This is a genomic window from Streptosporangium sp. H13245 (assembly GCF_055690525.1).
Genome location: NZ_JBSZKT010000063.1, coordinates 1 through 24,329 on the forward strand (window position 1 = coordinate 1; position 24,329 = coordinate 24,329).

Here is a 24,329-nt window from a genome sequence, read left to right on the forward strand (position 1 = left end):
CCGGTGGCGCCGGGGGCCTGGGGACCCGGGCGGCGGGCGAGGGGCCGGGGGGGGGCGGCGGGGGGCCGGTGGGGGGGGGGGGCTGCCGGAGCGGCGGGTCGCTGTACGGCATGCGCCCCCTCGGCCTCGCCCTGAGGCCGTGGCCGTGAGTCCGATCGTGCTCACCGTGCATCTCGCCTCCCGTGTCGCGTCGTGCCTCCCCACCCTGGCAAAATCACCCACTGTATGCGGCCCATGACAGTACGGTCTTACCGATCTGTTATCAGCACCAGTCCGCAAAGACAAAGAAATGCGGTGAAAGACGGCCCTTACCCAGCTCTTCGATCTTTGCCGGGAGGCGGCGGCCCCCGCCCGGGGCGTCGGGCCCGCGCGACCCCGGCGCCCAGCTCGCGGCCCCGTACCGGAGGTCAGGACTCGCGGAGGCGGCGGGGGGAACGGCGCCTGGCGGGGGCGGCGAAGGCGCGCAGGAAGGTGCTCACGCCGTCGCGGACCGAGGCGGCGAGGTCGTCCGGGCTGACCGGACGGGTGCCCAGCGCCGACAGCGCGGGAAGGTTGCCCGCGACGAGCGCCATGAACTGACCGGCCGCGACCGCGGGATCGTCGATCTCCAGGTGACCCCGGTTGGCGAGACCGGCCAGGCGTCCGGCGAGGACGTTCAGCGAGGGAGCGCCGGCTCGGGCGACCACCTCGTCGTAGAGGTCGGGCAGGCGCGCGGCCTCGGCGTACAGCAGCCGCTGCAGCGCCCAGCCCTCCTCGCTGAGCTGGCACTCGACCATGAGGTGGCCGACCCGCTCCAGCTCACCGGCGAGGTCGGCGCCGTCGCCGGGGAGGGTGGCGAACGCGGCGATGATCCTGGCCGCCGACCGGTCGGCGCTGTCGCGCATGACCGTGCGGAACAGGGTCTCCTTGTCGTGGAAGTGGTTGTAGACGGTGGGCTTGGCGACCCCCGCGAGGCTCGCGATCGCGTCGATGTTCGCCTGGGCGTAGCCCTCCTGGGAGAAGACCTTGACGGCGGCGTCCAGGATCGCCGTCCGCTTGTCGATCCGTCCCCTGCCCGGCACCGCGCGTTCGATGGTGGTCACCGTTCGAGATTACCGCAGTCGTCGTCGTATCCGGCTTGCGAATCTGAACGCATGAGTTCAAACTAGTGGCCACTTGAGTAATGAATGGAGGGCCGTATGGCCACCGATGTCAACACCGGCGACTCCCCTGACCGGGTCTCCCCCGCGCGGGGGCTGGGCCTGGCGCTCGTCGCGATCGTCGGCTGCGAGTTCATGCTGCAGCTCGACGGCACCATCGTGACGGTCGCCCTGCCGGACCTGCGGGACGACCTCGGCCTGTCGGCGGCCACCCTGTCCTGGGTGGTGAACGCGTTCCTGCTGCCCTTCGGCGGCGTGCTCCTGCTGGGCGGCCGGCTCGGCGACCTGTTCGGCCACCGGACGGTCTTCCTGGCCGGTACGGGCCTGCTCGCGGCGGCCTCCCTGCTCGCCGGGCTCGCCCCCGGCACCGGCTGGCTGCTCGCGGGCCGGGCGCTGCAGGGGGTCGGCGCGGCCCTGGCCGGTCCCGCGGGACTCGCCTTACTGTCCATCACCTACGACGGCGAGCGGCGGCAGCGGGCGTTCGGCGTCTACTCCACGGTGACGGGCCTGGCCGCGGCGGCGGGGATGATCCTGGGCGGCGTGCTGACCTGGGCCGCGGACTGGCGCTGGACGCTGCTGGTCAACGTGCCCGTCGGGCTCGTCATCGTCGTGCTCGGCGCGCGGACGATCGCCACCCGGAGGCCCGCCGGGCGCGCGGGCACCCGCCCGGCCCTCGACCTGCCGGGGGCGCTGCTGTCGACGCTGGGGATGGCCGCGGTCGTCCACGGCTTCGTACGGGCCGCCGAGACGGGGTGGCGGGACACGGTCACGATCGCCTCCCTGGCCGGTGGGGCGCTGGCGCTGGCCGCGTTCGCGGTCCTGGAGTCGCGCGTCGCCTCGCCCGTCCTGCCCCCGCGGGTGCTCGCCCACCGGGCCAGGGCCGGGGCCTTCCTCTGCCTGGTGCTGCTCGCCTTCGTCCTGACCGGTTTCCTGTTCTTCCTCACCCAGTTCCTGCAGGGGGTAGCGGGCCTGGATCCGCTGCTCACGGGCCTGGCCTTCCTGCCGTTCGGGCTGGCCCTGCTGGTGACGGCCAGGTCGGCGCCCACGCTGATCGCCAGGGCCGGTGGCCCGAGGAACCTGGCCGTCGCCGGGCCCGCGCTCATCGTCGTCGCGACGCTGTGGCTGAGCGGGGCGGACGCGGACAGCGGGTACGTCACGGCGTTCCTCGGCCCGTTGGTGATCATGGGTGTGGGGGCCGGGGCGGCGATCGTCCCGTTCAACATCATCGTCATGTCCGAGACCCCGGCCGAGGACGCGGGGATCACCTCGGGCGTGTTACAGGCGTCGCTGGCCCTGGGCGGCTCGCTCGGACCGGCCGTGCTGCTGACCGCGTTCGCCGGTGGGGAGGACGTCGCCGCCGGGGTGTCGCGGGCCCTCGTCGCCTCCGCCGTCGTCGCCGGGCTGGCGAGCATCGTCGGCCTCGCGGCCTGGTTCCTTCCCTCTCGCGCCAAAACCACGAATTAAAAATGAACGCATGAGTTCAATTTCGAGGCACCGTCAGGCCGGCCGCGCTGAGAACGGCCCCTCCCTCTGGGCACCCCCACGAACGGAGAACACCCCCATGACAGACCTGTCCGGCCTGCGCCTGTCGGTGCTCGACACCGTGCCCGTCTGGCGCGGCTCGTCGGCGGCCCGGTCGCTGCGGGACTCGGTCGACCTCGCCAGGCGGGCGGAGCAGCTCGGGTACACCCGCTACTGGGTCGCCGAGCACCACAACACGCCGTGCCTGGCCACGTCGGTCCCGCCCGTGCTGATCGCGCGGATCGCCTCCGCCACCACCACGATCCGGGTCGGCTCCGGCGGGGTGCTGCTGCCCAACCACGCGCCGCTGACGGTGGCCGAGCAGTTCGGCACGCTGGAGGTGTTCCACCCCGGCCGCGTCGACCTCGGCGTCGGCCGGGCCTCGGGCACCGACCCGGCCGCCGCCCACCTGCTGCGTCGGGGCCTGCCGCCCGCCGAGGAGGACTTCCCCCGCCTGCTCGACGAGCTGCTGGGCTACCTGACGCCGCCGGAAAAGCCGGGAGAGCCTGAGGAATCGCCATCCGGCGTGCGCGCCGTCCCCCGGGCGGACACCCGGACACCCGTGTACCTGCTGGGCACGAGCACCTCCAGCGCCCGCTTCGCCGGATCGCTCGGCCTGCCGTACGCCTACGCGCACCAGATCAACCCCGCCGGTACGGTGGACGCGCTGGAGGCCTACCGCGACGCCTTCGAGCCGTCGGCGTGGCTGGAGCGCCCGTACACGATCGTCGCCCCCACGGTGATCGTCGCCGAGTCCGACGAGCGCGCCCGGTGGCTGGCGCGGGGCTTCGCGGCGGGCCAGCTCCTGATCCGCACCGAGGACCGCCACACCCTCTTCCCCACCGCCGAGGAGGCCGCGCGCCTCTCGTTCGCCCCCTCGGGCGAGCGGTTCATCCGCGAGCGCCTCGGCCCGCAGTTCGTCGGCGGTCCCGGCACCGTGCGCGACCGGCTCACCGAGCTGGTCAAGCGCAGCGGGGCCGACGAGCTGATGGCCCTGACCATGGTCTCCGACCACGAGGCGCGGGTGCGCTCCTACGAGCTGCTGGCCGAGCTGGCCCGCTCCTGAGCGGGGTCAGTGTTTGAGGGCGATCCCGCCGTACATGAGCTGCTGGCCCACGGTCAGCCTCCCCGGGACGGGTCCGTCGGGCCGCCACAGGGGCAGCGGGACGACGCCCGGTTCGAGCAGCTCGAAGCCGTCGAAGAACGCGGTGATCTCCTCCGGCGTCCGGAACCGGCCGGTGCCGAGCAGCGCGAGGTACTTCTGCTCGGCGTCACGCGACTCCTGGGTGGAGGCGCAGAAGTGGGTGACGAAGAGGTAGCTGCCCGAGGGGACGGCCGCCATGTAGGCCTCGACGATCCCCTGGGGGTCGTCGTCGTCGTGCAGGTGGTGCAGGACGCCGACGAGCATCACGCCCACCGGCCGGTCGAGGTCGATGAGCCGCTTGACGGCCGGGTCGGCGAGGATCGCCGCCGGGTCGCGCAGGTCGGAGGGGACGACCGCCGTACGGTCGTTCGCGGCCAGCAGCGCCCGTCCGTGGGCCAGCACCATCGGGTCGTTGTCGACGTAGACGACCCGCGACTCCGGGTTCGCGCCCTGCGCGACCTGGTGGGTGTTCTCCACCGTCGGCAGCCCCGAGCCGAGGTCGATGAACTGGGTGACGCCCTGTTCCGCCAGGAACCGCACCCCCCGGCCGAGGATCTCCCGGTTGTAGGTCGCCACGTCGTAGATCTCGGGGACGACCTTCACGATCTCGGCGACGAAGGCGCGGTCGACCTCGAAGTTGTCCTTGCCGTTGAGGACGACGTCGTAGGCCCTGGCGATGCTCGGCCGTGTGGTGTCGATGCCGCTGTTCCGCTCATCCCGCTTATCGGTCACAGGGATCCTTCCTCACGATCTCGGGGCAATCGGGATGATCATAAGGCTTTAATGGCTTATAGAGGCGGCTTTTCGACTATGACCGAGTCCTGACATCCGGACATCCTGAATCTGTCATGTGGCCCCTTTCCCGGACGTGACCCCGGGTGCCGTACGACCGGCCCGCCCCGGGGCGGGAAAGGCCGCCTCCGGTGATCGGAGGCGGCCTTCGGCCCGGCCGGGCGGCCCTGATGGATCAGGGGGTGACCGGGATGTTGGTCAGCCCGGAACCGGCGTTGGTGACGGTGTTGGAGGAGTACACGACGTTGGGATTGCCGCTGCACTTGGAGGTGGAGGTGATCCTGATGGCGTAGGCGCCCACACCGCCCAGGTCGGAGCGGTTCGACCGCCACACGTTGCCGCAGCCGTTGGCGAACGACGGGCTGGTCGACGGGTTGTGGGTCTCGTAGCCGTTGGCGAAGGTGCCGGGAGAGGAGAAGTTGCCGGTGTTGCCCTCGATCAGGTAGCCGATGCCCTTCGCGTCGATCCAGGAGTCGGCCGAGTTCTGGCCCGAGATCCCCCGGCCGTTGAAGGTGTTGCCCCGGATGACACCGTCGAAGGTGCCCTCCTTGATGTCGACGTGCTCGGCGGCGACGTTGGGGCCGATGACGTTGTTGAGGACCTTCACCCGGTCGCTGCGGTCGACCCCGCCGGAGTTGCCGTGGCAGGACCAGTTGGAGTTCGCCGAGCCGATGTAGACGGCCTCACCGTATCCGGCCTGCACCAGGCCGGTGTTGTCGATGCGGGAGTTCTGGATGACGCCGTCCGAGGAGGACCTGCGGAAGTGCACGGCCTCGTCGTCGGTGTGGTGGACGTAGACCTGGTCGATGGTCACGTGGTGGGAGTTGTCCAGGACGATCCCCTTCTTGGAGTCCTTGACCGTGAAGCCGGTCAGCTTCCAGTAGGGCGCCCCGTACAGCCACAGGCCGTAGCCGGAGTCCCACCCGTTGCCGGGGGCGGGGCAGGAGGGGGCCGTCCCCGACGGGCCGTCGTTGATCAGGACGGCACCGGCCGGCCCGGTCAGCGTGATCGGCGCGGACGCCGTACCGGCGCGCTGGGTGGCGAAGGCGCCGCGATACTCACCGGCCGCCAGGCGGATCGTCTGGCCCGGCTGGGCACCGGCCAGCGCGGAGACCAGCTGCGCGGAGGTGGAGACGTCCACCGTCGAGCCCCCGCCGCCGCTTCCGGTCTGGGCGGTGACGGCCGTACTGGCCGCCGAACGGTTGCCCGCCGCGTCACGGGCACGGACGGTGTAGGTGTAGGAGGTCGACGCCGTCAGACCGGTGTCGGTGTGAGTCGTCCCGGTCACCGTCGCCACCAGCGTGCCACCCCGGTAGACCTCGTAACCACTCACCCCGACGTTGTCGGTGGAGGCGTTCCAGGCCAGCGACACGCTGCTGGACGTCGTGCCCGTCGAGCGCGGGCCGCCGGGCACGCTGGGGGCGGTGGTGTCGCCTCCGCCTCCGGCCGGGGAGCCGTAGACCTCGAACTCGTGCAGGGAGTAGCCCCACACGGTGCCCCGCGCGGTGCCGTACACCCGCACGTGGCGGCCGGTCCCCGACACCGTCAGGTCGTCGATCGCGCCGTCTCCCGAACTCGTGGAGTAGACGCCGGTCCAGTCGGTGCCGTTGGGAGAGACCTCAATACGGTATGCCGAGCCGTAGGCCGCCTCCCAGTCCAGCCGCACCCGGGAGATCGTGTGCGAGCTCCCCAGGTCGACCTGGATCCACTGCGGGTCGACGCCCTCGGCCGAGGCCCACCGGCTCGTGGTGTCGCCGTCCACCGCCAGACCGGCCTCGAACCCGGCCCCCTCGATGGAGGAGGCCGTCGCGGGCCTGCCCTGGGACACCAGCGAGTCGGCCGACGTCCGGGACGAGCTGGATGCGATCGCGGCTGTCGGCAGTGACGCCGCCAGCGCTACCGCGAGTGCGAGGATCCTCGCACGTGCACTTCGTTTCACGAATGCTCCGATTCCTCCGGCGCGCTGTGGGCGCGCGGGTCGTACCGCGTGGCGCGGTCGGAATTTTCCTGCGGGCTTCCGGGTGGTTGGCGCGAGGGCGCGTCCGTCGGGGGACGCGCCCTCGCGCGTTCCGTGGGACTCCCCGATCAGAAGTCGTCGGCGGTGCGGATCCGGTCACGGATCCAGACGCCGGCCTCCTTCAACCTGCTCGTCCCCGCGTACGGGCCGTTCGGGCAGGTGCCCGGGGTGAAGACCGCGCCGGTACGGGAGTCGTCGGAGTAGTTCCAGTTCGTCCAGCTGATCTTCTTCTGTGCCATCAGGTCCAGGTACTGCTGGGACCTGCTGAAGTTGTTGCCGCCGTCGCCGGAGGCGGTCTGGGTGCCGAACTCGGTCACGAAGATCGGCAGGAGGTCGGCCGCCCGGGACAGCGTGTTCAGGTACTCGGTGCCGTGCGAGGCCGCGTAGAAGTGGAAGGTGTACATGATGTTCGTCCCGCTGACCGGGTTGGCGCGGATGGTGTCCGTCGCGTCGCCGTCGCCGGAGACGCCGAGCGAGGACCAGTCGGGGGTGCCGACCAGGACCGGGGCGTCGGGGTCGTTCTGGCGGATCACCGGGACGAGCTGGTTGGCGTAGTTGCGGATGACCGGCCAGGTGACGGACGAGCCGTTGGGCTCGTTGGCGATCTCGTAGATCACGTTCTTCTTGGCGTTGTGCCGCTGGGTGATCTCGGTGAAGAACGTCCTGGCCCGGCTGAGGTTGTAGTTCGGGTCACCGGGGGTGAGCATGTGCCAGTCCACCAGGGCGTACATGCCGCGCGCGGTGGCCATCTCGATCAGCTGGTGCACCCGGTCGGTGAACGCCCGGGGGTTGGTCTCGTAGCCGCCCTCCTGGATGTACATCGAGATCCGGAGGATGTCGGCCTTCCAGTCGGTCGCCAGGGCGTCGAGCGAGGCGTTGTTGAGGCACTGGTCGTACCACTGGATGCCGTGGGTGCTCATGCCGCGCAGCTGGATCTGCTTGCCGGCCTCGTTGCACAGCCGGTTGCCGCACACCCGGAGCTGGCCGTTGGCCGCGGCCGGGGTGCCGCCGCCGCCCCCGCCCGTGGTCTGGGCGGTGACGGCCGCGCTGGCCGCCGAACGGTTACCCGCCGCGTCACGGGCGCGGACGGTGTAGGTGTAGGAGGTCGACGCCGTCAGGCCCGTGTCGGTGTGGGTCGTCCCGGACGCCGTGGCCACCAGGGTGGTGCCCCGGTAGACCTCGTAGCCGGTCACGCCGACGTTGTCGGTGGAGGCGTTCCACGCCAGCGACACGCTGCTCGCGGTCGTGCCCGTCGAGCGCAGGTTGCCCGGGACGCTGGGGGCGGTGGTGTCGTCGCCGGGGCCGCCGCCGTTCGAGCGGCCGTAGACGTCGAACTCGTGCAGGGAGTAGCCCCAGGCGGTGCCCCGCGCGGTGCCGTAGACCCGCACGTACCTGGCGCTTCCCGACACCGTCAGGTCGTCGATCGTGCCGTCACCCGAAGTGGTGGAGTAGACGCTGGTCCAGTCGGTGCCGTTGGGAGAGACCTCAACACGGTAGGCCGAACCGTAGGCCGCCTCCCAGTCCAGCCGCACCCGGGAGATCGTGTACGACCCCTGGAGGTCGACCTGGATCCACTGCGGGTCGACGCCCTCGGCCGAGGCCCACCGGCTCGTGGTGTCGCCGTCCACCGCCAGACCGGCCTCGAACCCGGCCCCCTCGATGGAGGACGCCGTGGCGGGCTTGCCCCGGGAGATGATCTGGTCCTCGTTGCCTCCGCCGCCGCTTCCGGTCTGGGCGGTGACGGCCGCGCTCGCCGCCGAACGGTTACCCGCGGCGTCGCGGGCACGGACGGTGTAGGTGTAGGAGGTCGACGCCGTCAGGCCGGTGTCGGTGTGGGTCGTCCCGGTCACCGTCGCCACCAGGGTGCTACCCCGGTAGACCTCGTAGCCGGTCACCCCGACGTTGTCGGTGGAGGCGTTCCACGCCAGCGACACACTGTTCGCCGTCGTACCCGTCGAGCGCAGGTTGCCCGGGACGCTGGGGGCGGTGGTGTCGTCGCCGGGACCGCCCGGGCCGCCGCCGGGCGACTTGAGGAAGAGCGAGCCCGAGGCGTCCGTCCGCGTGGCGTTGACCCCGGAACCCGGGGCGGCGGTGTAGTTCACCGTCTCCCGGCTCGCCCAGTCGGGGATGGTGGCGCCGTTGACCGCGAGGTGCTGGAACTTCGACGGGTCCGACGCGGAGCTGCCGAACTGGTAGATGCGCTGCCGGTCGGCGTAGTACGGCTGGTAGGCGCCGCCCTGCGTGGTCTGCTTGGTGAGGTCGTTGTTGTAGAAGACGTTCTGCGGGCCGCTCGACCCCGACCACTTGGCCGCCTTCGGGCCCGCCGCCCACCAGATCGGCCACCAGGAGGAGTCGTCCGGCGTGCCGCCGCCCTCGTCGCCGCAGTTGGTACGGCAGTTCTTCGAGGCGTGCTGGAACGGCACGGCCACCTTGTTGTTCTCGAACAGGTTGCGCCGCTCCCAGCCGCCGTGGACGTTGAGGTCGGAGTCGAAGTCGTTGCCGACGACGACGTTGTTCGAGGCCGACCACTGGAACGTGAAGTGGCGCAGGTTCCGGCTGGTGTTGTAGGCGTACAGGGAGTCCCAGACGCGCGAGCCACGGAAGTAGCCGTTGCCGCCCTTGCCCTTGTTCCACGAGCCGTCGAAGGACGACTCCTGGACCTGGATGTTCTTCGCGCTCTCGGTGACCACGGCGTGCGAGCCGGTCATGTCGGTGCCGACCCGGCGGATCCAGCTGTTGGCCGCCCACTTCAGCACGATGCCGTGCAGGGCGTACTCGGGAGCCATGTTCCCGTAGTCGTGCACGGCGTCGGCCCGGTTCAGGTTGTAGGTGCCACCACCGAGCTTGGGCATGTTGGTCATGTCCTGGGTGATGGTCAGGTCCTCGATCCCGACCCCCTGGACGACCTTGAGCGGGGTGACCCGGCTGGGGTAGACCGTCCCGGCGATGGCCGCGGAGCCGTCGGAGGTGGAGTTGAGGGGGAGGTCGTACTCCAGCGGCTTGTCGATGGTGACGTTGCGGCCCGCGGTGTCGACCGCGGTGATCTGGAAGATCTGCTGCCGCATGTGCAGGTTCGTGTACTGCGAGGTGTCGGTGACCGTCTGCTGCTGGTAGAACTTGACGGTGTTGGCGGCGCCCACCCACAGGTGACCGCCGACCTTGAACCGGGTCATGTCGGCGCTGGTGGCCAGCCTGATCACGTTGGTTCCGATGGCCGAGGCCTCCCGCAGCGGGACACCGGTGGCCCAGTGCTGGTTGACGCTGCCCTCGAAGATGTCCTTGCGGTTGGCGGGCGCGGAGGCGTACTCGGCGGCGTACCTGCTCGCCACCTCCCTCGTCTGCACGCGGAGCAGGCCCCGGCCGGGCCACGTCCAGCCGCCCTTGCCCGAGCCGTGCGTCGCGCCGTCCTCGTCCCAGTCGCTCCCGTCGGGGGTGAGCGTGTCGTACCGGGTGTTGGCGTCCGGGCGGAAGGCGAGGATCGTCCTGCCCATGCCCGCGCCCTTCAGCACCAGGTAGTCGGCGTCCAGGCCGAGCTGCCTGGTGACGGTGATCCGTCCCTCGGGCAGGGTGATGGACGACAGCCGGGTGTAGCCCGCCACCGGGGTGCAGGCGGTCCGGATCTGGTCGATCGCGGCCTGGAGGCCGCCGGTGGCGTCGGAGCCGTCGGCCCGTACGCCGAACTGGGACGCGAGCTCGGCCGCGGTGATGTGGCAGGCCGCGTCGGGGCTGGCCTGGGCGGCCTCCGGCAGGGCCATGCCGCCTCGGTAGCCCGCCTTGCTCCAGTCGGGCAGCCCCGCGATGGGCGCGCGGCGGTTGGCGCTGGTCAGGTCGGGAATCGCGGCGGCAGCGGCAGCGGGGGCCGCGCCGGTCGCACGGGTCGCGGCGGTCGCGGCCTGGGAGCCCGTGCCGACCATCGCCGGTACGGCGATCGTGAGCACTGTCAAGGCTGCCGCCATCAGGGAGCGACGGCGTCTGGGACGATCTTGAGTGGGGGGTAGCGGGTGCACCTTACGTAACATCAGCACTCCTGGCGGAGGGGGTTGGGGGGTGCGGGCGAAAGCCCCGCGAATGGGCAGGGCACTTCCCCGGGCAGCTAATCGTTAGGAAGCTTTCCTAACTATGGCGGAGCGTAAATGGCCGCTCGCCGTTACACAAGAGGCAATCTTTCGGTAGGGCCGCGTTCCGCGTGGCCTGTTTCGCTGAGCTGTCGGCGGACGGCGGGCGATGGAATCGGGTCGCCCCGAAGGGGTCTCGGAAGTCGCGGGCAGGCTCACGCCGACAGGGCGCGCGACCATTCCGAGCTGCGGCGATGGCCGTACGGCGGGCATGCCGAGAGCGCGCGTCACCCGCGAGGGTGCCGGGTCCGCCCGGCGGGCGCGCCGGGGTGCGCGCCGCCCGCGAAGGGGTCGGGCCCGTCCGGCGGGCGCGTCACGCTGCGTGTCGCCCGCGGGGGTGTCAAGTCCGGCCGGTGGCCGGTTCACCGGCGCCGGACGGCCGGACGAACCGTCTCACGGCCGTTCGGCTACCGGTGCCTGTCATTCCGGTGTCACATGGTCGACCTTTCTCGTCTCGCGCGGCCGTCACCCGTCACGGACCTCGTTTCCGTCTCACCGCGTGAGACGTGGTCCGCTCCCGGAGTTCACGGCGCGACGGTGTTCGCCGTGTTCGTTGTGCTTGCGATATTCGAACACGCGGTTTGGCCGGTCCCGGGCCCGAGGGAGCGCAGGGTGCCGGTGATCGTGGCCAGACGGGATCGGGAGGCCAGGCCCGCGTGGTAGACGTGGATCTCATCGGCTCCGGCCGCCCGGTAGGCGGCCAGGGTCTCCGAGGTCAGGGTGGCGGGTGGGAGCGCCAGGACGGACGCCCCGAGGCGGGTGCCGGGGGCCGCCAGGGCGCGCAACCGCCGGAGACGGGCGACGCCCTCGGCGGGGTCGTCCCAGCAGTTGGCGACGAGGACGTCGGCGTCCGGGGCCTCGGAGACCTGGCTGAAGGCACCGGCGGCCCAGGGGTGCGGGTTGGCGTGCAGGGTGACCGGCAGACCGGCCGCCTCCAGCCGCAGCGCGCGCTGCAGCTCCCGGCCGAGGCCGCCGCGCAGCTCCCGGACGACGGGGGCGAGATCGCCGAGGGCGGCCTCGACCGAAGGAGAGGCCGTGTCGACCCCGGCCAGGACCCGCTCGCGGGTCCCCTCCGGGTAGCGCGGCGCGCAGACCTCGCAGAAGCACAGGGACAGGAGGTCGAGCTGGGCCGGGGTCCAGTCGGCGCCGTCGGTCTTCTCGTGCGTACCGGCGTGGCGGACGCCGAGCGGGCCGCAGGCTTCGAGGACGAACCCGTCGGGGGCGCCGAGTTCGGCGATCTCCCGGACCAGGGTCCGGCAGTAGTCGACGACGTCGGGCTGGGACGGGCACAGGGCGTAGGGGTAGCGGTCGCCGAAGGCGTTCCGGACGGCCAGGGACGGGTGGGCGGTTCCGAGGTGGGAGTTGTGGGTGACGATCGTCCAGGCCTGGACGGCGAGCCCCGCCGCGCGCAGCGCGTCAGCGGCCAGGACGAACGCGTCGGGGGCCGTCCAGGTGGGGGCGGCGGGGACGAGCCTGCCCCAGGCGCCCGTACGGACCGGGACGTAGAGGGCGGGCCTGGCCTCGACGAGCCGGTGGGCGGGGTGGAACGGGGTGGCCGCCCGCACCGAGTGGTACGAGGCGGCCAGCGCCACCGTGTCCGCGCCGAGCCCGGCGAGACGTTCGGGGGCGGAGGGGTCCCCGACGACGTCCCAGGGGTAGGCGTAGATCACCTTCGCGGTCACCAGCGGGGCCGTACCGGGGAGAAGTCCGGCTGGAACATGCGCATGTAGGAGGTGTCGTCTCGGTCGGTGAGCCCGCAGGTGAGGTACTGCTCGTGCATCGCGTCCAGGGCGTCGCGGTCGAGTTCTATCCCCAGTCCCGGCCCGGCGGGCACCGGGACCGCACCGTCGACGAACCGCAGCGCGCCCGGTTTGACGACGTCCTGCCCGGCCTGCCAGGGCGTGTGGGTGTCGCAGGCGTGGGCGAGGTTCGGCACGGCCGCGGCGAGGTGGGTCATCGCGGCGAGGCTGATCCCCAGGTGGGAGTTGGAGTGCATGGACAGCTGCAGGCCGAAGGTGGCGCAGAGCCGGGCGAGCTGCGTGCTGCGGACGAGCCCGCCCCAGTAGTGGTGGTCGGACAGCAGCACGCCGATGGCCCCGTCCCGGATGGCGGCCGGGAGGTGGTCGAAGGTGACGACGCACATGTTCGTGGCGAGCGGCATCGGGACGCGCGCCGCCACCTCGGCCATCCCGGCGAGCCCGAGCGTCGGGTCCTCCAGGTAGTCGATCGTCCCGGCCAGCTTGTGGCCGACGTCGATCGAGGTGGGCACCGACCACGCCCCGTTCGGGTCGACCCGCAGCGCGGCGCCGGGGAACGCCTCCCGCAGCGCGAGGACGGCGTCGATCTCCACGTCGGGCGGGAGGACACCGCCCTTGAGCTTGATCGACTGGAAGCCGTACTCCTCGACGAACATCCGCGCCTGCGCGACCAGGCCGTCGGCGTCGAGCGCCGCCCCGAACTCGTCGTCGGGCTCGCCGGGGTGCGCGGCCCACTTGTAGAACAGGTACGCGCTGTAGGGCACCCTGTCGCGGACGGGCCCGCCGAGCAGGTCGCAGACGGGACGGCCGAGGGCCTTGCCCCGGATGTCCAGGCAGGCGACCTCGAACGGGGAGAACACCCGGTCGAGGGTCTTCTCCCTGGTCGCGACACCGGTCAGGCCGTGCTTGTCGGTCACGACGTCGCCGCCGACGACCCGGCCGACCGCGTCGTAGAGGGCGTGGTGGTGGTGGACGTCGATTCCGATGAGCTGCCCGGCGGCGGCCTGGACCTTCGTGAGGTGGGCGAGGTCGCCGTAGGTCTCGCCCAGCCCGCTGAGGCCGTCGTCGGTGCGCACCTCGACGATCGTGCGCAGCGCCCAGGGCTGGTGCACCCCCGCGGCGTTCAGCAGCGGCGGGTCCCGGAACGCGACGGGCGTGACGCGGATCTCGCTGATCAGCATGGTCACGCCCCCACGATCCGCAGGCCGGTACCGATCAGCTCCTCAAGGAGGGCGACGTGCTCGGGCGCGGCGTCGACCAGGGGCGGCCTGACCGGGCCGACGTCCAGGCCCCGCAGCCGCACCCCGGCCTTGACCAGCGAGACGGCGTAGCCGGGGACGAGGTCGCGCAGCTCGACGAGCGGCCCGTAGAACTCCCGGAGCAGGTCCTCGACGAGCGTGTCGTCGCGGGCGGTGACGGCCTTGTGGAAGGCGAGCGCGATCTCGGGGGCGAAGCAGAACACGGCGCTGGAGTAGAGGTCGACCCCGAGGCCCCGGTAGGACAGGACGGTCATCTCGGCCGTGGGCAGGCCGTTGAAGAAGGTGAAGCCGGGCCGGTCGACCGCCAGGATGATCCGCTGGAGCAGATCCAGGTCGCCCAGGCCGTCCTTGAAGCCGACCACGTTGGGGATGGTGGCGAGCTCGGCGACGGAGCCGGGGGTGAACCGGGCGTTACCCCGCTGGTAGACGATGATCGGCAGGTCGGTGGAGGCTGCTACCTGCCGGACGTAGGCGACGAGCCCGGCCGGTGGCGCGCCGACCAGGTAGGGGGGAAGCAGCAGCAGCCCGTCGGCGTTCTGCGCGGTGGCCTGGGCGGCGAACTCGCGGGCGAGGGGCAGCGCGCCGCCGGTCCCGGCCACCACGGGGACCCGTCCGCCGGTCGCGTTCACGCTCTCGCGGACGATCCGGCCGTACTCGGCGGGGTCCAGGGCGTTGAACTCCCCGGTGCCGCACGCGGAGAACACCGCGCCGGCTCCCGCCGTGACCCCGTTCCCCACGTGTTCGGCCAGCGCCGGGAGGTTCGACTCGCCGTCGGGGCCGAAGGGGGTGACGGGAAAGAAGAGGACACCATCGAGATCCAAGATTTCAACCCTTCACAGCGCCGGCGACCAGTCCCGAGAGGAACGTGCGCTGGAACGCCAGATAGACGATCAGACTGGGCAACAGGGCGAGGAGCGCTCCGGCGAGCAGCGCGCCGGGCCCGACCAGCGGGTCGGAGCGCAGCGAGGCGAGTGCCACCGTGAGGGTGTAGTCGTCGGGGGTGCGGGCGACGATCAGGGGCAGGAGATACTGGTCCCAGATCATGTTGAAGCCGAAGATGACGATGACGCCGATGGCCGGCTTGCACAGCGGCAGGATGATCTGCCCGAAGATCCGCAGCTCGCTCGCGCCGTCGCAGCGGGCGGCCTCCTCCAGCTGGCGCGGGATCTCCTTCATGAACTCGCTGAGCACGAAAATGGAGAAGCCCCAGCCGCCGAGGGGGAGGATCACGCCGAGCAGGGTGCCGCGCAGGTCCAGGCCCAGGAGGGGCAGGTCCCCGATGACCAGCGACAGCGGGATCGCGATGACCTCCTCGGGGAGCATCATGGTCGACAGGATCGCCAGCAGTACGAGCGCCTGCCCGCGGAACCTCTTGCGCGCCAGGGCGTAGGCGGCGAACACGCTGACGCTCACCTGCAGCAGCAGCGCGCCGCCCGCGATCACGACGGAGTTGAAGAAGTACCGCCACAGGCCCTGGTCGGCGGCGACCCTGAAGTTCTCCAGGGTCGGATCGTGGGGGTAGAGGGACATCTTGCTGGGGTCGGCGGCGTTGTCGAACGCGCCGGCGAACACCGAGACGAGCGGCCCGCAGAAGACGACGAGGACGATCGCGTAGAGCAGGACGCGCAGGCCCGTGGCGACGGGGTTCTTCCTTCCCCAGCCCCAGCCGAGCGTGGTCTCGAACATCAGATCTCCTTTCGCCTGCGGTAGAGGGTGACGCAGACGGTCAGGGTGAGAATGACGAGGAACAGCAGGACCGAGGCGGCCGAGGCGAACCCGATGTCGCCGGACTGGAAGCCGAGGGTGTAGATGCGGGTCATGACGACGTCGGTGGAACCGGCCGGGCCGCCCGCGGTCAGCACGAACACCTCGGTGAAGATCCGCAGGCCGCGGATGCACGCGAGGGTGACGAGGATGGTGATGACCGGCCGCAGCGCGGGCAGGGTGACGAAGCGGATGCGCTGCCGCAGGCTCGCGCCGTCGAGGGCGGCCTGCTCGTAGAGCTGCCGGTCGATCCCGGCGAGACCCGCCAGGATGATCATCATGTCGTAGGGGGCGTGCTTCCAGATGCCGACGACGCTCACCCACCACAGCGCGGAGTCGGGGTCGTCCAGGAAGCCCTGCGGGTCGATCCCGAACCAGCCGAACACGCTGTTGAGCATGCCGTCCGCGGCGGGGAAGTAGAGCAGCCGCCAGACCTCGCCGACCACGGCGATCGCCGAGACGACGGGCAGGAACGCGGCCGAGCGGACGAACCACAGCGTGCGCGCCCTGCCCTCCAGCAGCAGGGCCAGGCAGAACCCGATGAGCATGGCGCCGCCGGTCTGCACCACCGCCAGGTAGAGGGTGTGGCCGATCGCCGCGCGGAAGCTCTCGTCGGTGAAGACCTGGCGGTAGTTGTCCAGGCCGATCCACTCGTCGCCCAGGAACGGCTGGACCTTGAAGAAGCTGAGCCAGACCCCCTTGGCCATCGGGATGTACTTGAAGTACAGGAAGATGATCAGCGCGGGGGCGAGGAAGAGCCAGGGCAGGAGCCAGGGACGGCCGGACCGGCGACGGCGTGGGGAGGCCCCCGGGCCTCTGGACGCGGCACGGGGGCGGGAGGTGGTCAGCGTCATCAGCCGGCCTTCTGCTTGGCCAGCTCGGTCTTGAACGAGCCTGCCAGCTTGGTGAGTTCGGCCTGGACGTCGGCGCCACAGTTGGCGAAGATCGAGTTGAGGGTCTCCGACGCCTGCTGGCGCAGCGGCGTCCAGTTCGGCACCTGCGGGAACAGCCGCCCGTTGTCCCGGTAGATCTCCTTGATCGTCGCCCACCGCTCGTCCTTGCGCTCGGCGACGACGTCGACGGTCGTGTTGACCGGGAGCCGGACCACCGGGTTCGGCTGGTTGGTGTTCATGCCGATCCGCTGGCCCTCGGCGCTGATGAGGAACTCGGCGAGCTGCTTCTGCTGCTGCTGCAGCTTCGAGCCCGCCATGAGGTAGATGTTCTCGCCCTCGCCCAGCACACCCTGTCCGCCGGGACCGGCCGGGGAGGGGATGACCTCGTACTTGTCCTTGCCGAGGCTCTTGTCGAAGCGGCCCATCATCCAGGGGCCGGTGAGGTAGACACCGGCCTTGCCGGTCTCGAAGAAGGGGTGGGCGTCGTCGGTGATGAGGGTGAGGGCGCCGGGGACCACGACCTTGTCCTCGCAGAACAGGTTCTGCATCCACTTCACCGCCTCGACCGACTTGGGCTGGTCGATGGCGGGGGTGAACCTGCCGCCGGACTCGGTGAGGAAGTCGCCGCCGCCCTGCCACAGGTAGGAGGAGGCCCACCAGGCGGTGTAGCCGCGTTCGGTGGAGGCGGGGACGAGCATGCCGTAGGTGTCGGCCTTGCCGTTGCCGTCCGGGTCGTCGTTCTGGAACGCCTTGGCGAGGGCGTCGAGCTCCTCCCAGGTCTTGGGAACGTCCTTGCCGAGCTTCTCGCGCCAGTCCTTGCGGATGAACGTGGCCACCGCCTGGGTGGAGAACGGGACGCCGTAGTACTTGCCGTCCGCGGCCTTGGCCTGGTTCCAGGCCCGGTCCAGGGTGTCGCCCGCGCCCGCGATGCCGGTGCGGTCGACCGGGGTGATCAGGCCCTGGGACAGGCCGGTGCCGAGCAGGCTGACGTCGTTGATGACGACGTCGGGCAGGTCCTTGGCGGCGGCGGCTTCCTGGATCTTGTTCTCGAAGTTCTCGTAGATCGGGACGTAGTTGACCTTCACCCCGGTCTTGGCGGTGTAGGCCGCGATGACCTTCTTGTAGACCTCCGCGGAGGCCGGCGTGGATCTGGTCCACAACTCCAGGCTGGTGGCCTCGGACTTCGACTCTGATCCGCACGCCGTGGTGGCGAACAGGAGCAGGGTGAGCCCGGCGATGATGCGTCGGGGGGCGGGCATCTACCACTCCATTCACATATGTAAATACCGGTTTAGGTTGTGAACAACGTGCCGCAACTGTAAGAATCGCTCACAACGCTGTCAATAGGCGTATGAAGCCGAACCGCTGAGGGGTGTGGGTTGTCAACAGGTGAGAATCCAGCCGAAAGACGTCCCGTAAAGTCGGCCGATCGGACGATCGGGTTGCTCGAGGCGCTGGCCCGGGCCGACCGGCCGGTCACACTCGCCGAGCTCCAACGGGATCTCAGCTATCCGAAGTCGAGCCTCTACATGCTGCTGCGGACCCTGGTCGGCAGAGGCTGGGTCGAGACCGACCGGCACGGCATGACGTACTCCATCGGGGTACGGGCCCTGCTGGTCGGCACCTCCTACCTGGACCGCGACCCCGTCGTCCGGGCGGCGACGGTGGTGCTGGAGCAGGTCCGCGCCGAGATCAACGAAACCGTCCACCTGGCCCGCCTCGACGGGTCGGACGTGGTGTACCTCGCCAGCCGGGAGTCCCTGCACCACCTGCGGTTCACTTCCCGCGTGGGCCGTCGGCAGCCCGCCTGGGCGACCGCGCTGGGCCGCGCGGTGCTGTCCATGCGCGACGACGGCGAGCGGCACATCCCCGAGGTCCTCGCACCGCTGACCAAGCACACCGTGACCAGCCGCCCGGACCTGCTGCGGGAGCTGGAGAACGCCCGGCTGCGCGGCTACGCGGACGAGAAGGAGCAGAACACCCCCGGCCTGGGCTGCGTCGCGGTGCCGCTCCCCTACACCTCGCCGGTGACCGACGCGATCAGCGCGTCCGTCCCGCTGGTACGGCTCGACGAGACACACCACGCGCAGATCGTGACGGTGCTCGGCGAGGCGGCCCGCCAGATCTCCCAGCTCTTCCGGCAGGAGGCACTCTGAGATGCGGATCCTTCTCACCGGCGCGGCCGGGGCGGTGGCGACCGCGCTCCGGCCACGGCTCGCCCGGCCCGGCCGGACGCTGCGGCTCGCCGACGTCGTACCGGTCGCGCCGATCGCGGCCGGTCAGGTCGGCTCGGTCGCGGCCGACTTGGAGGGCTCGGTCGCGGCCGATTTGGACGGCTCGGTCGCGGCCGACCTGGACGGTGAGGAGACGATCCTCGCCGACCTGACCGACGAGAGCGCGATGGCCGAGGCGATGAAGGGCGTCGAGGCGGTCGTCCACCTGGGCGGGCTGAGCCGCGAGCATCCGTGGGCGGACATCCTGCGCGTCAACGTCCACGGCACGCAGGTGCTCCTGGAGGCGGCCCGCCGGGAGAACGTCCGGCAGGTCGTGCTCGTCGGCAGCCACCACGCGGCCGGGTTCCACCCCCGCCCGGACGCCCCCGACGGCCTCTCCCCCAGGCCGGACACCTACTACGGCTTCAGCAAGGCCGCGATGGAGGCGCTCGGCCGTCTCTACCACGACCGCTTCGCGATGAACGTCGTGGCGATCCGGCTGGGCTCGTGCGCCGAACGGCCCCGCGACCTGCGGGCACTGTCGACCTGGCTGTCACACGACGACTGCGCCCGGCTGGTCGAGGCCTCCCTCACCGCCCGGGGCTTCCACCTCGTGTGGGGCGTCTCGGCGAACACCCGCCGCTGGTGGTCACTCGACGCGGCCCGCGCCCTCGGCTACACCCCTCGGGACGACGCCGAGCTCCACGCCCCGCGCCTGCTGGCCGAGTCCGGCGAGCCCGACCTCACCGACCCGGTCCACAACCTGGTGGGAGGCGCGTTCTGCGGCCGGGAACTCGGCGTCTTCTGGTGACGCCCGCCTCTCCACACCTCTGGAACGGCCGGGCCCGCGACCCGGTAGTACGGAAGAACGCACCGGCCGGTTTTCCCCCGGTGTGACAGGATCTGTTCCAGTGCTCGCGATCGGCGTGGCCGTCCGTCCCCGCCGTCGTGGCGCGCAACGATGGCAAGCCCCGAGTCGTCAGGATCCCCACGATGCTGAAAGCCGGTCGGTCCCAGGAGGAGACCCGCCAGCGCAACCTCGGCGCCCTGCTCCGGCACGTGCACCTGGGCGGCCCGCTCTCCCGTACGGAGCTGGCCGGCCGGATGGGCCTGAACCGCAGTACGATCATGGGGCTCACCGGCGAGCTCACCTCGGCGGGCCTGGTCCGCGAGGAGCTTCCCCGGGACACCCGCAGGGCGGGCCGGCCGTCGCTGGTGGTCCGCCCGGAGTCCGGCCGGGTCCACGTGATGGCCTTCGACGTCCGGGTGGACCGGCTGGTCGCGGCCAGGGTCGGGCTGGGCGGAACGGTCCTGGACCGCAGGGAGGCGGTACGGCCGCGCGCCGGGGCCGACCTCGACGACGTGGTCGGCACCCTCGCCGGGTTCGCCCGCGAGATGGACCGCGAGGCCCCCTCCGGCTCGGTGTGCGCCGGGGTCGGCGCTGCCTACTGCGGCATGATCAGGCCCGGTGACGGGATGGTGCGCTTCGGGCCGAACATGGGCTGGGTGGACCAGGCCTTCGGCACCGAACTCGGCCTCAGGCTGGGGCTCGGGCTCCCGGTGTCGGTGGGCAACGAGGCCCACCTGGGCGCGCTGGCCGAGCACGAACGCGGGGTGGGCGTCGGCTTCCAGAACCTGGTTTACCTGCACGGGGACGTCGGCGTGGGGGGCGGGATCATCGTCGGCGGCAAGCTGCTCGACGGCGACGGCGGGTACGGCTGCGAGCTCGGGCACATGATGGTGAACCCGTACAACGGGCGGCCCTGCGGGTGCGGCTCGCATGGCTGCCTGGAGGCGGAGGTCGGTGAGCAGGCCCTGATCGACGCCGCGGGCCGGTCCGCCGAGCTGTCCGGCCGCGAGGGCGCGCGGGCCGTGGTGGAGGCCGCCGGTCGCGGGGACGTCGCGGCCCAGGACGCGCTGCGCCGGATCGGCGACTGGCTCGGCATCGGGGTGGCGAACCTGATCAACCTCTTCAACCCCGGCCTGGTGATCTTCGGTGGGATGCTGCGCGGGGTCTACCGGGGCTCGGCGGCCCAGGTCCACGACCGGGTGGAGGCCAACGTGCTGATGATCTCCCGGGAGAGGGTGCGACTGCGTACCGCCGCCCTCGGGGACGACGCCACCCTGATCGGCGCGGCCGAGCTCGCCTTCTCCGGCCTCCTGGCCAACCCCCTGGAAGTGCTCGCCCAGGGTGTCGGCGGACCACACTGACGCCTTCCCCGATGAGTGAGCGGCCCGCGTCCTCGGCCGCACGGCGAACTCCGTGGCCGACCCAGCCCGTGGCCTGTCTCCCGGAGGGAAGTTCCGCTCACAGGTGCCGCAGCCGGTCGCGGAGGGTACGCGCGACCTGCGCCATGAGTGCCTCGGCTCCGGGCTGGCTGGTGGCCGGTACGCGGGACTCGGTGAGCACGACGACGCCGAAGACCTGGCCGTCGGCGTGCTCGACGACGCCGATCTCGTGGCGGAGGTTGAGAAGCGTCCCGGTCTTGGAGGACCACTTCGACGCGTCGGAGCTGAAGTCGGGTGCCAGCCGATGCCGTAGCACGTTGTCGGCCATGAGGGTCCGCACGCGCTCGCTGACGCCCGCGTCGATCCGGGACGGTGTCCACAGTGCCCGCAGGAGTTCCATGAGCGCTCGCGCGGATCCCGCGTTCGCGCGGGTCACGTCGAGGAGCGGGATGCGATGTCCCCGCCCGGCCGTACCCGCCTCGATGGCGAGGAAGTGGGCCAGATGGGCGTCTGTCGGGCCGAGGCGTTCCACCGGGGTCTCGGAGAGCTCCCGCATGGTGTGCCGCACCGCGATGCCCTGGAGCCCCAGCCCGTGCAGCAGCGCCGAGACCTCGGCGGGCGGGGTGAGGGCGAACAGCGTGTCCGCCGCCGTGCTGTCGCTCAGGGCGGTGCTGAGGTAGAGCAGGTCGTCGACGGCGACCCGGGCCGGGTGCCGGAACCTGCTCAGCCCGGTCGGCCCCGCGGTGGTGATCATGCCCGGTCGTACGGTGATCTGTGTGGAACCGTCGAGTTCGCCCCTCCGGATGCGTTCGAGGGTCGCGATGGCGAGCGGGATCTTGACGACCGAGGCGATCGGGAACTCCAGGTCCGGCTCGATGCCGATCTCCTCGCCGGAACGCAGGTCCCGGACCAGGAACGATCCGCTCAGCCCGCCGTCGTCGAGCGTGTGCCGGAGTTCGCGGATCAGGTTCTCGACGTTCACGGCGTCTCTCCGTCCTGGTCGTGCGCGCCCAGGCAGCGGGCGATGGCGTGCCACAGCCGGGTCCTGATGCGTTCCGCGTCGTCCCTGACGGCGGCGGCGACGCCGAACCCGCGGACGAGGTGGATCTCGCCGACGGGGCGCCAGTGCAGCCCCAGCTCCTCGGCCTGCTTGGGCGAGCACAGGAGGAGATCCGTCGAGCCGAGGACCTCGGCGGTGGCGGCGGCGAGCGTGGCGGAGACGGTGACCTGCGCGGGCTGGAGACCGACGGCGTCCCGGATCCGGAACATCCGGTCGCGGATGTGGGGGACGTCGTCCTCGGGCTGGATCCAGATCCGGCTCCTTCGCGACGACCGCGCGGCGCGGCCGACCCGGAGGGCCTCGACGTAGACGGTGTCCGCGATCTGGTCCGTGGCACCGGCGAGCCCGAGCCGTACCGACCAGGTCGCGTCGTCCGGCGGTACCGCCGTGAGGGCGGCGCGGGCCTCACGGGACCGGACGAGTTCCGTCCGCCCGGCCGGGGCGGCGGCATGCAGATCGAGGTAGACGTCGTTCCGGCGGGCCTCCGCGTCGAGCCGCGCCAGATCGCGCGTGGTGCAGATGTCGGGGACGGCGAGGCGAAGGGGGTTGAGCCTGGCCCGTTTCGCCTCGTCCTCCATGTCGTCCGCCAGGCGTACGAGACGCCTCGCCGACGGCAGCATGTCGCGGCCGAACTGCGTGAGCATCGCTCCGCGCGACGACCGGTCGAACAACCGCTCCCCCAGGTGCTTCTCCAGGGCGGCGATCCGGCGGCTCGCGACCGACTGCGGCACCCGCGTGACCGCCGCGCCCTCCGTGAAGCTTCCCCGCTCGCTCACGTTGACGAACGCTCTGCACGCTCCGAGGACGTCCATGACACGAGCGTATGCCATTTCAGCATGGAACCGACTGTTTCTGTCTTTGACGGCATCGAAGGACGGCGCGAGACTTCCCGTCGAATCCCGTTCACCGCTGGAAGGCATCGCATGCTCGCTCGCCCCGCCCGACGCACCACCCTCTCGGCGCTGGCCTCGCTCACGCTCATCCCCCTGGTCCCCCTGATTCCTCTGACAGGCGCCGCCCCGGCCGCCGCCTCGCCGGTGACCGCAGTCTCCAGGGAGCTGCGTACGCTGGAGGCGTCCTTCAAGGGCCGGATCGGCGCGTACGCCGTGGACACGGCCACCGGCAGGACGGTGACGTACCGGGCGGGCGAGCGTTTCCCGCTGCTGTCCACCTTCAAGGCGCCCCTCTGCGCGGGCGTGCTGCACAGGGCGCGCACCTCCGAGCCCGGCCTGATGAACAAGGTCGTCACGTGGACGGCCGCCGACGTGAAACCCGGCTCACCGGTCACCGAGAAGCACACGAACGGCGGGCTCACCGTCGCGCGGCTGTGCGAGGCGGCCATCACCCGGAGCGACAACACCGCGGCCAACATGCTGCTGCGGCAGATCGGCGGCCCCGCCGGGCTGACCCGGTACTTCCGGACGCTGAAGGACCCGATCTCCCGGCTGGACCGGTGGGAGAGCGAGCTCAACGGCTGGAGCCCCAAGGAAAAACGCGACACCACGACGCCCGCGTCCATGGGCCGCGACCTGCGCGCGGTCACGGTGGGGAACGCCCTCGACGCCAAGGACCGCAAGCGGCTGAACACCTGGCTGATCGCGAACACGACGGGGGACGAGCGCATCCGCGCGGGCCTGCCCAAGACCTGGACGATCGGTGACAAGACCGGCACGAACTCCGACGGATTCGGCGGCGGGCACGACATCGCCGTCATCTGGCCCAAGAAGGGCGCCGCTCCCGTCATCATGGCGATCTACACCAACCGCACTCCGGGCCTCGCCACCGACAACAGGACCATCGCGAAGACCGCCACCATCCTGGCCCGCGGGCTCGGCAGGCTCTGATGCCCGGCCGAGGGACGAAAGCCGGGCTCCTGGCCGCGATCGGTGCGGCGGCGGGGTTGTTGGTCGCGGGGATCGCGTTGCCGGCGGTGGGAGGCGCGGGGCTGGGCTTCATGTCGGCGACCAGCGAGCTGAATCTCAAGCCCGAGGATCTCACCGAGCCGCCACCGGCGGAGGTCTCGATCGTGCAGGACGCCAAGGGCAACGAGATCGCCCGCTTCTACGAGGAGTACCGCGAGGTCGTCGGCCTGGACGAGATCGCCGACATCATGAAGACCGCGATCATCTCGATCGAGGACTACCGCTTCTACCAGCACGGCGCGATCGACCTGGAAGGCACGGTCCGCGCGTTCGCCAAGAACCTGCACGCCGGTGGGGTGAGCCAGGGCGGCTCCAGCATCACCCAGCAGTACGTCAAGCAGGTCCTGCTCAACTCGGCCGCCACCGCCAAGGAGAAGGACAAGGCGCTGGAGGCCAGCTACGCGCGCAAGCTGAACGAGTTGCGGCACGCGATGGCGGTGGAGGAGAAGTACTCCAAGGATGAGATCTTGGAGAAGTATCTGAACATCGCCTATTTCGGGGCGA

At 71.1% G+C, this 24,329-nt stretch carries 19 protein-coding genes; 7 read left to right on the forward strand and 12 right to left on the reverse strand.

The genetic code is table 11. From position 1 onward, the window contains the following. Positions 1–407 precede the first annotated feature (407 nt). On the reverse strand, positions 408–1,082 hold the full coding sequence (locus ACW9TB_RS38725; protein ID WP_472753099.1) for a TetR/AcrR family transcriptional regulator: 675 nt from the start codon (positions 1,080–1,082) through the stop codon (positions 408–410). A 96-nt stretch (positions 1,083–1,178) separates the two neighbouring features. Here ACW9TB_RS38725 and ACW9TB_RS38730 point away from each other — a divergent pair, with 96 nt between their 5' ends. Beyond that, on the forward strand, positions 1,179–2,603 hold the full coding sequence (locus ACW9TB_RS38730; RefSeq protein ID WP_472753100.1) for an MFS transporter: 1,425 nt from the start codon (positions 1,179–1,181) through the stop codon (positions 2,601–2,603). A gap of 97 nt (positions 2,604–2,700) precedes the next feature. Then, positions 2,701–3,726: an LLM class flavin-dependent oxidoreductase gene (locus tag ACW9TB_RS38735; RefSeq protein WP_472753101.1), complete on the forward strand. Its 1,026-nt coding sequence runs from the start codon at positions 2,701–2,703 to the stop codon at positions 3,724–3,726. A gap of 6 nt (positions 3,727–3,732) precedes the next feature. Here ACW9TB_RS38735 and ACW9TB_RS38740 read toward each other — a convergent pair whose 3' ends face one another. The 9 genes from ACW9TB_RS38740 to ACW9TB_RS38780 all read right to left on the reverse strand — a co-directional run bounded on the left by ACW9TB_RS38740 (position 3,733) and on the right by ACW9TB_RS38780 (position 17,660). Then, complete coding sequence (locus ACW9TB_RS38740; protein ID WP_472753102.1) at positions 3,733–4,536, reverse strand: SAM-dependent methyltransferase; 804 nt, start codon at positions 4,534–4,536, stop codon at positions 3,733–3,735. 235 nt (positions 4,537–4,771) lie between these two features. Next, on the reverse strand, positions 4,772–6,535 hold the full coding sequence (locus ACW9TB_RS38745; protein ID WP_472753103.1) for a discoidin domain-containing protein: 1,764 nt from the start codon (positions 6,533–6,535) through the stop codon (positions 4,772–4,774). A 146-nt stretch (positions 6,536–6,681) separates the two neighbouring features. Continuing rightward, positions 6,682–10,551, reverse strand: coding sequence for a cellulase family glycosylhydrolase (locus tag ACW9TB_RS38750; protein WP_472753116.1), 3,870 nt, complete (start codon positions 10,549–10,551; stop codon positions 6,682–6,684). A gap of 701 nt (positions 10,552–11,252) precedes the next feature. Continuing rightward, the gene (locus ACW9TB_RS38755) at positions 11,253–12,410 is read right to left on the reverse strand and encodes a hypothetical protein (protein ID WP_472753104.1); all 1,158 of its coding nucleotides are present in this window, start codon (positions 12,408–12,410) and stop codon (positions 11,253–11,255) included. Next, positions 12,407–13,666 (reverse strand): glucarate dehydratase family protein, encoded by a 1,260-nt coding sequence (locus ACW9TB_RS38760; protein ID WP_472753117.1) that lies wholly within the window; start codon positions 13,664–13,666, stop codon positions 12,407–12,409. Before ACW9TB_RS38760 ends, ACW9TB_RS38755 begins: the two co-directional genes overlap by 4 nt. Positions 13,667–13,668: 2 nt before the next feature. After that, positions 13,669–14,565: a 5-dehydro-4-deoxyglucarate dehydratase gene (locus tag ACW9TB_RS38765; protein WP_472753105.1), complete on the reverse strand. Its 897-nt coding sequence runs from the start codon at positions 14,563–14,565 to the stop codon at positions 13,669–13,671. Between the two features lie 4 nt (positions 14,566–14,569). Next, on the reverse strand, positions 14,570–15,430 hold the full coding sequence (locus ACW9TB_RS38770; RefSeq protein ID WP_472753106.1) for a carbohydrate ABC transporter permease: 861 nt from the start codon (positions 15,428–15,430) through the stop codon (positions 14,570–14,572). Continuing rightward, complete coding sequence (locus ACW9TB_RS38775) at positions 15,430–16,362, reverse strand: carbohydrate ABC transporter permease (protein ID WP_472753107.1); 933 nt, start codon at positions 16,360–16,362, stop codon at positions 15,430–15,432. Before ACW9TB_RS38775 ends, ACW9TB_RS38770 begins: the two co-directional genes overlap by 1 nt. Beyond that, positions 16,362–17,660, reverse strand: a complete 1,299-nt coding sequence (locus ACW9TB_RS38780; protein WP_472753108.1) for an ABC transporter substrate-binding protein — start codon at positions 17,658–17,660, stop codon at positions 16,362–16,364. The genes ACW9TB_RS38775 and ACW9TB_RS38780 overlap by 1 nt, the downstream gene beginning before the upstream one ends. Positions 17,661–17,780: 120 nt before the next feature. Here ACW9TB_RS38780 and ACW9TB_RS38785 point away from each other — a divergent pair, with 120 nt between their 5' ends. From ACW9TB_RS38785 to ACW9TB_RS38795, 3 genes are all read left to right on the forward strand, one after another. Then, on the forward strand, positions 17,781–18,557 hold the full coding sequence (locus ACW9TB_RS38785) for an IclR family transcriptional regulator (protein WP_472753109.1): 777 nt from the start codon (positions 17,781–17,783) through the stop codon (positions 18,555–18,557). A gap of 1 nt (position 18,558) precedes the next feature. Continuing rightward, positions 18,559–19,425, forward strand: a complete 867-nt coding sequence (locus ACW9TB_RS38790; protein ID WP_472753110.1) for an NAD-dependent epimerase/dehydratase family protein — start codon at positions 18,559–18,561, stop codon at positions 19,423–19,425. Positions 19,426–19,607: 182 nt separating this feature from the next. Continuing rightward, positions 19,608–20,825, forward strand: coding sequence for an ROK family transcriptional regulator (locus tag ACW9TB_RS38795; protein ID WP_472753111.1), 1,218 nt, complete (start codon positions 19,608–19,610; stop codon positions 20,823–20,825). A 97-nt stretch (positions 20,826–20,922) separates the two neighbouring features. Here the strand turns inward: ACW9TB_RS38795 and ACW9TB_RS38800 are convergent, their stop codons facing one another. Both ACW9TB_RS38800 and ACW9TB_RS38805 read right to left on the reverse strand, forming a co-directional pair. Next, positions 20,923–21,825, reverse strand: a complete 903-nt coding sequence (locus tag ACW9TB_RS38800) for a serine hydrolase (protein WP_472753112.1) — start codon at positions 21,823–21,825, stop codon at positions 20,923–20,925. Continuing rightward, positions 21,822–22,715 (reverse strand): LysR family transcriptional regulator, encoded by an 894-nt coding sequence (locus ACW9TB_RS38805; protein ID WP_472753113.1) that lies wholly within the window; start codon positions 22,713–22,715, stop codon positions 21,822–21,824. The genes ACW9TB_RS38800 and ACW9TB_RS38805 overlap by 4 nt, the downstream gene beginning before the upstream one ends. 111 nt (positions 22,716–22,826) lie before the next feature. Between ACW9TB_RS38805 and bla the strand changes: the two genes are divergently transcribed. Together bla and ACW9TB_RS38815 are read left to right on the forward strand one after the other, a co-directional pair. Further along, positions 22,827–23,747, forward strand: a complete 921-nt coding sequence (gene bla / locus ACW9TB_RS38810) for a class A beta-lactamase (protein WP_472753114.1) — start codon at positions 22,827–22,829, stop codon at positions 23,745–23,747. Continuing rightward, positions 23,747–24,329 (forward strand): transglycosylase domain-containing protein (locus tag ACW9TB_RS38815; protein WP_472753115.1); only part of this gene is annotated, 583 nt, incomplete at its 3' end. The genes bla and ACW9TB_RS38815, both read left to right, overlap by 1 nt.